The 8,450-nt window shown below is 53.9% G+C and carries 8 protein-coding genes; 4 read left to right on the forward strand and 4 right to left on the reverse strand.

The features are described from left to right. Positions 1–35 precede the first annotated feature (35 nt). Together L971_RS12510 and L971_RS12515 are read right to left on the reverse strand one after the other, a co-directional pair. Entirely contained in the window at positions 36–815 is a 780-nt protein-coding gene (locus L971_RS12510) for a response regulator (RefSeq protein ID WP_047376143.1), read from the reverse strand. Beyond that, a complete protein-coding gene (locus tag L971_RS12515) occupies positions 796–2,607 on the reverse strand; it encodes a sensor histidine kinase (RefSeq protein WP_024370824.1) in 1,812 nt (603 codons plus the stop codon). Before L971_RS12515 ends, L971_RS12510 begins: the two co-directional genes overlap by 20 nt. A gap of 191 nt (positions 2,608–2,798) precedes the next feature. On the opposite strand from L971_RS12515, the gene L971_RS12520 reads away from it, so the two are divergent. Continuing rightward, entirely contained in the window at positions 2,799–4,733 is a 1,935-nt protein-coding gene (locus L971_RS12520) for a cell wall metabolism sensor histidine kinase WalK (protein ID WP_047376145.1), read from the forward strand. Positions 4,734–4,791: 58 nt separating this feature from the next. On the opposite strand, the gene L971_RS12525 is transcribed toward L971_RS12520, so the two are convergent. Together L971_RS12525 and L971_RS12530 are read right to left on the reverse strand one after the other, a co-directional pair. After that, on the reverse strand, positions 4,792–5,157 hold the full coding sequence (locus L971_RS12525) for a type II toxin-antitoxin system PemK/MazF family toxin (protein WP_024370822.1): 366 nt from the start codon (positions 5,155–5,157) through the stop codon (positions 4,792–4,794). Between the two features lie 35 nt (positions 5,158–5,192). After that, the gene (locus L971_RS12530; protein WP_024370821.1) at positions 5,193–5,453 is read right to left on the reverse strand and encodes a hypothetical protein; all 261 of its coding nucleotides are present in this window, start codon (positions 5,451–5,453) and stop codon (positions 5,193–5,195) included. A 181-nt stretch (positions 5,454–5,634) separates the two neighbouring features. Here L971_RS12530 and L971_RS12535 point away from each other — a divergent pair, with 181 nt between their 5' ends. From L971_RS12535 to L971_RS12545, 3 genes are all read left to right on the forward strand, one after another. Continuing rightward, positions 5,635–6,408 carry a flagellar hook-basal body protein gene (locus L971_RS12535; RefSeq protein ID WP_047376147.1) on the forward strand — a complete coding sequence of 258 codons (774 nt, stop codon included), beginning with the start codon at positions 5,635–5,637 and terminating at the stop codon, positions 6,406–6,408. A gap of 11 nt (positions 6,409–6,419) precedes the next feature. Beyond that, the gene (locus L971_RS12540) at positions 6,420–7,202 is read left to right on the forward strand and encodes a flagellar hook-basal body protein (protein WP_047376149.1); all 783 of its coding nucleotides are present in this window, start codon (positions 6,420–6,422) and stop codon (positions 7,200–7,202) included. Between the two features lie 63 nt (positions 7,203–7,265). After that, positions 7,266–8,363 carry a glycerate kinase gene (locus L971_RS12545; protein ID WP_047376151.1) on the forward strand — a complete coding sequence of 366 codons (1,098 nt, stop codon included), beginning with the start codon at positions 7,266–7,268 and terminating at the stop codon, positions 8,361–8,363. The last annotated feature ends 87 nt before the right edge of the window (positions 8,364–8,450 follow it).

Genomic DNA, 8,450 nt, shown 5'->3' on the forward strand with positions numbered 1-8,450 from the left:
AAAACGCTTCTCCAAAGAATCTGGAGAAGCGTTTTTTAGTGCCACGTATAATCTTTGTCGACGAAGAGGCGACGTTCGACCTCTTCTTTTGGCATCGGTTTCGGGTCGGCGTCGAGCCAAGCGTGATAATCACAGGCACACGCTTCTTCGAGGCGGAGCGAGTAACCGTTGTTGATCGTCTGGACCGAGACGCTCAAGTCGTAATCGGCGAGCGTCTTCTTCAGACGGTAGACGAGGTTATAGACGTTATGGAGCGCGCGTTGCGGCTCGTCGATTTCGGGGTAAAGCGTCTCGGCGATGAGCCATTTGTTGACGACTTTATCGCGATGGTACACCAAGTAAGCGAACAGCTCTTCCGTCTTTTGTGTCGGCCACTTGACGAGGTCTCCATCTTGCGTCTTGACCGAGAAGTTGTCGAGGCATTGAATCGTGCACGTCCGGTGTCGTTCCGATTGGAGAATCGACTCGTACCGCTTTATGACGCGCGGCATCAAGGCGTGAATCTTGTCTTCGGTGATTGGCTTCAACAAGTAATGTGTCGCCTGCAAATCGAACGCCTCGACCGCATACTGGCTGTGTGCCGTCGTGAAGACGACTTGTGTCGTCTTCGGCAACTGTTTCGCGACCTCGATCCCGGACATGTGCGGCATCTCGACATCGAGAAAGACAAGGTCGACGTCTTGGTTCTCTAAAAAAGCGAGCGCTTCTTTCGGGTCGTGGAACGAGCCCATCCACTTCATGTTCGGTTCGGTTCGGATGATGCGCTCCATCATCCGTAACAAGTGTTGTTCATCTTCAATCAAAATCGTACGCATGCGGGTCGTTCATCCTTTCTTGTTTAGGGAGACGGATTCGCACGTGCGTGCCGGCTCCGGCTTCGGTTTGTAAATCAAAGGTGGCGTCTGTTAAATAGGCGATGCGGTTACGAACGTTCGGGATGCCGATGCCGCTCGTCGGCATCGTTCTTCGTTTCGGATCGAATCCGACGCCGTTGTCCGCGACGCGTATTTCGAGAGATGAGCCGATGTCTTGGATGGACAACATGAGTCGTTTCATCCCATCTTTCTTCATTAGGCCATGGCGAATCGCGTTCTCGACGAGCGGTTGGATGAGGAGCGGCGGCACTTCTAAGTCGAGTAGACTCTCATCGATGTCCTTGATGATGGTGAAGGCGTCGTTGAAGCGTGTCTGCTCGATGGAAAGATACGAGTCGATCATCTCGAGTTCTTGTCCGAGCGTGATGTTCGACTCGGTCCGGCCGTTCTCGAAGATGAAGCGGACGTATGTGCTCAAGTGACTGAGCAGTCGCGCCGCCTCATGCGGAGACGTGTAACAGAGGGCGATGACGTTCCCGAACGTGTTATATAAAAAGTGCGGCTTGATTTGCGCGTTGAAGAAGGAAATCTCAGTCTGATCGGCAAACGTTTGGACTTCTTGTTTTTGGCGCTTGTCGGTCGACAAATGAACCGGCAGTAACATGAACATCAAGATGAAGTAAATGAGCGACAACACGCTCGTATACACGTCTTGGTTCGGGTGCGGGATCAGGAGGTTGATGACTTGACCGACGTATCCGATCATCAGCGCCAACGTAAAAATCAAAAACTCCAACGGATAGCCGGTCGCTTTTCTTTCGAATAACCAGTTGACGTTCAGTCCTGTCCAAAAGAAAGTGACAAATAAAATGTACATCCAAACGGCGTAGTCGAACCAGCCGTGTGTCTCGTAAGGAATGACGACAGCGACCGCGCTCAGCACGTACAGCGGATAGGTGACGGACCTTAAAAACCGTTCGAACGGCACGCGCTCGAGTCGAAGCGCGAACTCGATGAGCATACAGATACTTAACAAGACGGTGACGAGGCTGACTTTATGGGCGATGATGTACGTCACCGATGGGATGAATTCGAAGAGGAGCATTGGATCTTGCGTCAACAATGACAGACCGACCAATAAGAAAAAGGCTGCCCCATACAAATAAAAAGATTCTTTACGATGGAATATGGAGACGATCGCGTAGAAGAGAAGGATGAGGAATGCGATCAAGATGATGACAAAATCATAGCTGAAAATTTTATTTTGTAACGTCATGATATGTCCGGCTGGACCAATCAATAAACTGTCTTCGAGGCCGGTCGGGCGGTCGCTTGCTTCGGCGACTTGCATCGTCAGACGGAAGTCGGACACGTTCGGGTCGAGCCACACAACATACGCGTGTCTGGCGTCTTGCGTCTGAGACGAATAAATGGGGCGAACGGGTTCTCCATCGATGAAGAGGCGGACGTGCGGATGGTTTCGCGGTACTCGAAGTGCATATTGTCCAGGTGGAAGCGCGACATCGGCCTCGTATGTCGCGATAGCATGTGGTGTGATATGGGGGACGCTGCGATACGACTCGCGTTCAACGCGGTCAAGCAGGCTCGACTGGAAACGCCACGTCCCATCGAGTCGTAAAATGTCTTGTGTCACGTTCGATTCGGTCAAATCGGCCGAACCTCGCGTGACGGCGGCTTTGCTGTCGATCGTCTGCCCGCGCGTGAGCACGAGCCCGCTCGTGACGGCGATGAATATGATGACGAGCATCAGCGCGATATGTTTTCGGGTCATGAGCATATTCCCTTCGGACTTGTGAGATTCTTGTGAGAAGACAACGGTATACTTGTCACACTCCGTTCATAAGTCAAGACTTAAATAGAACGGGTGTGATAAATTCCACCTAATCGTACATGATATCGCCTTATTTGAAAAGTGAGATGGACACGATATAAGTTAAAAAACACAAAGGAAGAAGGCTGCGCATGAAACGTTGGATCGAAGCAAGAATCAGCCGTCAAGTGCTGACGATATTTTACGTGCTCGTCGCTTTAATCACGCTCACGTCACTTGGCACATATTTTTACACGCAACAAGCGATCAAAGCGACGACCGTCGAACTCGAACGCATCAGTGAACAGCGCTCCCGGGCGACGAACCTGTTCGAGACGTGGCAATCGATGCAATATGAGATGCGCGGCCACGTCTTACTCGGAGAAGATGCGCTCTTGAACGAAGTGCGCGGCGCCCAGTCTCGCATCGATGAACAGACGGCTTGGTTCGAGGAGACGGCTACCAGCAAAGAAGAGCTGACGTTCGCCAAAGACGCGCGGCTGTTGTTCACGATTTATACGACCCGCGTCATGCCGGGGCTTGAACGGTACGTCATCGCCAAAGGGAACGGTGAGATTGACGAGCCGTTCCTGCAGATGGCGACGGTCGGGCAACTCATGCCGAAAAATGCGACGTCGAACCAGACGCGCTTCAAATTTAATTCGAATAGTGCGGCCGACATGAGCGCGAGCATCGTGGACATGGAATCGGTGTTCACCGATTATCGGGCCGACCTTGATTTCCAGGAGACGTCGCTTCGTGAATCGCTGTCCGAGCAACTCGCGAAAGCGCAATGGATGTGGCTCATCATCTTGCTCGGCGCCGTATTTGTCTTGTTCGTCAGTCTGCAACCGTATGTCGTTCGTTTAACGACACAACTGCAGGCGCTCATCACGAACAGTGAACGGCTTGCCGTCGACCCGCACGCCGTGCTCATCCCGGTCGACCCGCTTCAAAACGAGGTCGGTCAACTGTCGAGGGCGTTCAATGAGATGTCGAGTTCGCTCATCGGGCAACACGATGCGCTCGAACGGGAGCGGGAGAAGACGGCCCGCATCCTTCATACGATGCGTGACTCGATCGTGTTCGAGGAGTTGAGCACCGGGAAGATGTACGGCAACCAGGCGCTGTTCGATTTGTATGACCAGCCGGTCCCGTATGACAATCGTCAAAGTCTTTACCCGATTGAGACGTTTTATGAACCTTTCATGAGTCATATTGACGACCGGGAAGGGTTGCTTCGCTTCACGAACCGGGCTCGGCGCGAAGGAATATTCGATGAGACGTTTACGTACTCGATGCATAAGGGTAGACGTATCGTACGGATGTACGCCGAACCGATCGAGCTGCAAGACGAACGGTTCGGTTTGATGTTTGTCTCACGTGACGTCACGAAAGATATTGAAATCGATCGCTTGAAGACGGAGCTTGTCGCCACCGTCTCGCACGAACTGCGGACTCCGCTCACCTCGATTCTTGGGTTCACCGAGCTGTTGGCTACGCGCCATGTCGAGGAAGAGAAGCGGAAGCGTTACTTGAGTATGATCAACAGTGAGACGAAACGCCTCGAGCGGCTCGTCACGGATTTGCTCGACGTGCAGAAGATGGAAGCAGGCGCCGACCAGCAAGATTTCAAGGTTGAGAGTCTATATGAGATGTTGTCGGATGTGCTCGAGATTCATGCCGGCTCGACGGAGCTGCATATGTTCCACTTTGACTGCGACGAGTCGCTTCAAGTTTCCGGAAACCCGGCTCGTCTCCGTCAAGTGTTCTCGAACGTCTTGAACAATGCCATTAAATATTCACCCGACGGCGGGAACATCACCGTCAACGTCGAATGCGATGACGACGTCATCCGGGTCGCCATCGAAGATGAAGGCATCGGTGTGTCAGAGGAAGATGCGGCACGTTTGTTTGAAAAGTTCTACCGCGTACAGAGCGAACAGAGCCGCAACATTGGAGGCACCGGCCTTGGGCTCGCCATCTGTAAAGAGATCGTCGAATCTCACGGTGGAACGATTTACGTTCGCTCGGAGTCTGGCAAAGGGACGACACTTGTCGTCGAATTGCCGATCGTCGAATCCTAAAAAACGAGTTCGTCTCCACTGTTGGGGACGAACTCGTTTTTGTATATCTCAGGCAAACCTAAGTTCGAATGATCGAACATTCACCTAGAATGGCTACGGCTACAATTTCTTGAACTTGTTCTAACACTTCGATTGGACACGTCGTCGTCCGTTTCCACCGTCGGGCCCTCCAGTCGATTGACTTGGCTTGAATGACGTTAATGTAACCTTCTACTGGTAAACCATCGGGTATACGAACAAACAAAGGTCTCTCAGTATGGGTGATAGGGCAAACGATGCAAAATCCAGTTCGATTGAAATCATTTTGGCTAATCACAATCGCGGGGCGCCGTTTTTGAATTTCAGATCCCGCGCTTGGGTCAAAATCGATATATCCAATCTCTCCGACGAGGGGTTGCTGTAATTGATTCAATGAAGATGACATATTTTTGGCTTCCTTCCAAAAGAAACGTGATGTGTTTACTCTGCTTCCTTACCTACTTCTCCAAGGATGACCTCGTATAAATCTGCATACGTCTCTTCATTGACATCAGCAAATACGTTTTTCAGGATCTTTGGTTTTTCTAAAGGCGTAAGGATGATCGTTCCGTCATGATGTTGTTGAATGTAAAACTGATCTCCAATGTCCGCAGAAAGCGCCTTTGGTAACGTTACGCCTTTTGAACCGCCTACTTTTCTCACGACGACTTTAGAGCGGTCATTTGTAACTCGACGAGCCATGGCACGTTCCTCCTTCATGAAATACGTTGATTAAATAATTATATCATATTAAATATTATTTACTACTAGACGTGTGGCGATCGTACTAATTCTTCATCTTTTTTCAAAAAACGGTGAATGATTCCTACGTTTGGTACGATAAAGAAAGTAGAACACGTTTGAGGACGAAAGGAAGACGATCATGTTACGCGGACTATATACGGCGGCCGGTGCGATGAACGCGCTGCAACGCCAGCAAGAGATTTTAAGCAACAACCTCGGCAACGTGCGGACGCCTGGATTCAAGGCATCGAACGGAGTCGTTCGGTCATTTCCTGAGATGTTGCTCGCCCAAGTGAGCAACCCCGGCAACGGACGCTCACGGGTACAAGGTCAGGTCGGGACGCTCTCGACCGGTGTGTATCTTCAAGAGACGATGCCGCGCTTCTCAGCCGGTAGCATCTCGGAAACAGGTAGCCCGACGGACGTCTATTTAAAGGCGCCGGCCGGATTCACCGGTGCGCCGATGTTCGCGGTCGAACAAAACGGTGAGACGCTCTACACGACGAACGGCCGCTTCTCGGTCGACGAGGGGCGTTTCCTCCGTTCAGCTGACGGTGGGTACGTCTTGTCGGACGCGGGTGCCCGCATCCAATTGCCGTCAAGCGAATTCACGCTGTCGGCGGCCGGACAAATCACGTCACTCGGGGAAGACGTGGCGACACTCGGTGCCTACCAGATCGATGACTTGGCGACGCTCGAACAGGTCGGCAACGACTATCGTGTGAACGGTGATGCTCCGGCACTTGCGCCTGTCGCGTTCCAACAAGGGTTCATCGAAGAGGCGAACGTCAATCTCGACCAGACGATGGCCGACCTCATGATGACGTATCGCCAATTCGAGGCGAACCAGAAAGTCGTCCAAGCGTATGACAAGAGTGCCGAGCGGGCCATTGAAATCGCTCGGGTTCGATAAGGAGGATTACGATGCAATCGATTTATAATTCGGTCAACTCGCTCACGCAGTTGCAGCGTCAACTCGACGTGACCGGGCACAACATCGCCAACGTCGACACGGTCGGGTTCAAACGACAACAAGGGCACTTCGCCTCGCTGTTGTCACAGGCGTACGATAACCAGCCGCGTCCCGAGTTCGAGGTCGGACGCGACACGCCGAACGGGATCCGGATCGGGGTCGGCGGTCATGTCGCCGACATCTCGCAGCAGTTTAATATCGGGCAGATTCGGGCGACCGAGCGCGGGCTCGACGTCTTCTTGAAGGCGAGCCGGCAATTTTTCGTCGTCGAGACGCCGGACGGTGTTGGCGTGACGCGAAACGGCAACATGCAGCTGTCGGTCGGTGCCGAGACGACGCTCGTCGATGTGAACGGCAACGCGCTTCTCGGCGCGGACGGCAACCGCATCACGATGCCGAACGAGGCGACGGATCACCGCGTTCGTCAAGACGGTGTCGTCGTGGCGAGCGTGAACGGGGTCGAGCAAGCGTTCGGCCGCCTCGACATCGTCGAGGTGCGTAACACGTCCGAACTTCGTCCGATGGGCAACAACGTCTACTCGGCTGATTTTCAGACTGAAGTCGACCGTCCGCTCGGCAACTTGTTGATTGAAGGGACGCTCGAGTCGTCGAACGTCGATTTGACGAAAGAGATGACCGACATGACGATCACGCAGCGCGCTTACCAGATGAACTCCCGGGCGCTGTCGATGGGCGACCAGATGATGGGGCTCGTCACATCGCTTCGTCCATAACTTACACCGCGTCTCTTCGGAGGGGCGGTTTTTGCGTTACACTAAAAGGGAGGAGGGGATGACATGTTGATTGTCGTGGCGATAGACTCGTTCAAAGGGTCGCTCTCGAGCGTGGAGGCGAACGCGGCCGTGGCACGAGCGCTCGAAGGGTATGACGTCGTGACCGTGCCGGTGTCGGACGGTGGCGAAGGATTTCTCGACTCCTGGCTTGCGTCGCATCCGGAAGGGGAGGTCGTCACCGATTCTGTCACGGCGCTCGACGGATTGATGCGACAGGCACGATTCGGATGGGCCGAGTCTTCGCGAGAAGCGGTCATCGAATTGGCCGAAGCATCCGGGCTCACGCTCGTTAAGACGCTCGACCCGTGGCGTTACAGTACGTACGGGACCGGGTTGCAGCTGCGGGCGGCACTTCTGCGCGGGGCAAGGCGAATCACGGTCGGACTGGGCGGCAGTGCGACGATTGACGGAGGAAAAGGACTGCTCGAGGCGCTCGGCGTTCGGTTTTATGATCACATCGGAAACGAGCTCGACAGCTCGCCCCATCACATCGGCCGCGTCGCATCCATCGACTGGTCGAATCTCATGCCGGAAGCGCGACACGTGGAGTGGCGCATCGTCTCGGACGTGACGAACCCGCTTCTAGGTAGTACGGGGGCGGTGGCTGTGTTCGGTCCGCAAAAAGGGCTACCCGTGGACGACGTCGACCGCTATGAGGCACACCTCGCGCGTTACGCCGCGTGCTTCGCGTGCGACATGACGGCTTTACCAGGTGCCGGCGCGGCCGGTGGGGCCGGATTTGCGCTCTATCAGCTCGGGGCGACGTATGTGAGCGGGATTGAAGAAGTCGCGCGCTGGACCGACTTGGAAACAAAACTACGGACGGCCGATTGGCTCATCACGGGGGAAGGCAAGTTCGATCAACAGTCACTGCATGGGAAAACCCCGTACGGACTCGCACTGCTCGCCCACACACACGGCGTTCCGACGCTCGTGTTCACCGGACAGTCGGACATGGTCGCGTTACCTGATGCCGGCATCGAGGCAGTGTTCCCGATCATTTCCCGGGTCATGACGCTCGAGGAAGCGATGCGGGACGCGGGACCGCTTCTGACGAACGCCGTCCGCAGAATCGCACGGTTGATTCATAAAAAAGCCTGAACCGCGATGATATGCTCCCCAATAGGTAGACAGATGAAATAACAAATCTGTTTATCTGATTGGGGAGTGTTTTTTTATGGTGAGAAG

The sequence above is a fragment of the Exiguobacterium sp. ZOR0005 genome (genome assembly GCF_000798975.1).
Classification (GTDB): Bacteria; Bacillota; Bacilli; order Exiguobacteriales; family Exiguobacteriaceae; genus Exiguobacterium; species Exiguobacterium aurantiacum.

Bases quoted from the DNA above. Each gene is read 5' to 3' on its own strand.
- L971_RS12525 (WP_024370822.1), bottom strand. From the start codon at position 5,157: ATGTCATCTTCATTGAATCAATTACAGCAACCCCTCGTCGGAGAGATT.
- L971_RS12545 (WP_047376151.1), top strand. From the start codon at position 7,266: ATGTTGATTGTCGTGGCGATAGACTCGTTCAAAGGGTCGCTCTCGAGC.
- L971_RS12520 (WP_047376145.1), top strand. From the start codon at position 2,799: ATGAAACGTTGGATCGAAGCAAGAATCAGCCGTCAAGTGCTGACGATA.
- L971_RS12515 (WP_024370824.1), bottom strand. From the start codon at position 2,607: ATGACCCGAAAACATATCGCGCTGATGCTCGTCATCATATTCATCGCC.
- L971_RS12540 (WP_047376149.1), top strand. From the start codon at position 6,420: ATGCAATCGATTTATAATTCGGTCAACTCGCTCACGCAGTTGCAGCGT.
- L971_RS12530 (WP_024370821.1), bottom strand. From the start codon at position 5,453: ATGGCTCGTCGAGTTACAAATGACCGCTCTAAAGTCGTCGTGAGAAAA.
- L971_RS12535 (WP_047376147.1), top strand. From the start codon at position 5,635: ATGTTACGCGGACTATATACGGCGGCCGGTGCGATGAACGCGCTGCAA.
- L971_RS12510 (WP_047376143.1), bottom strand. From the start codon at position 815: ATGCGTACGATTTTGATTGAAGATGAACAACACTTGTTACGGATGATG.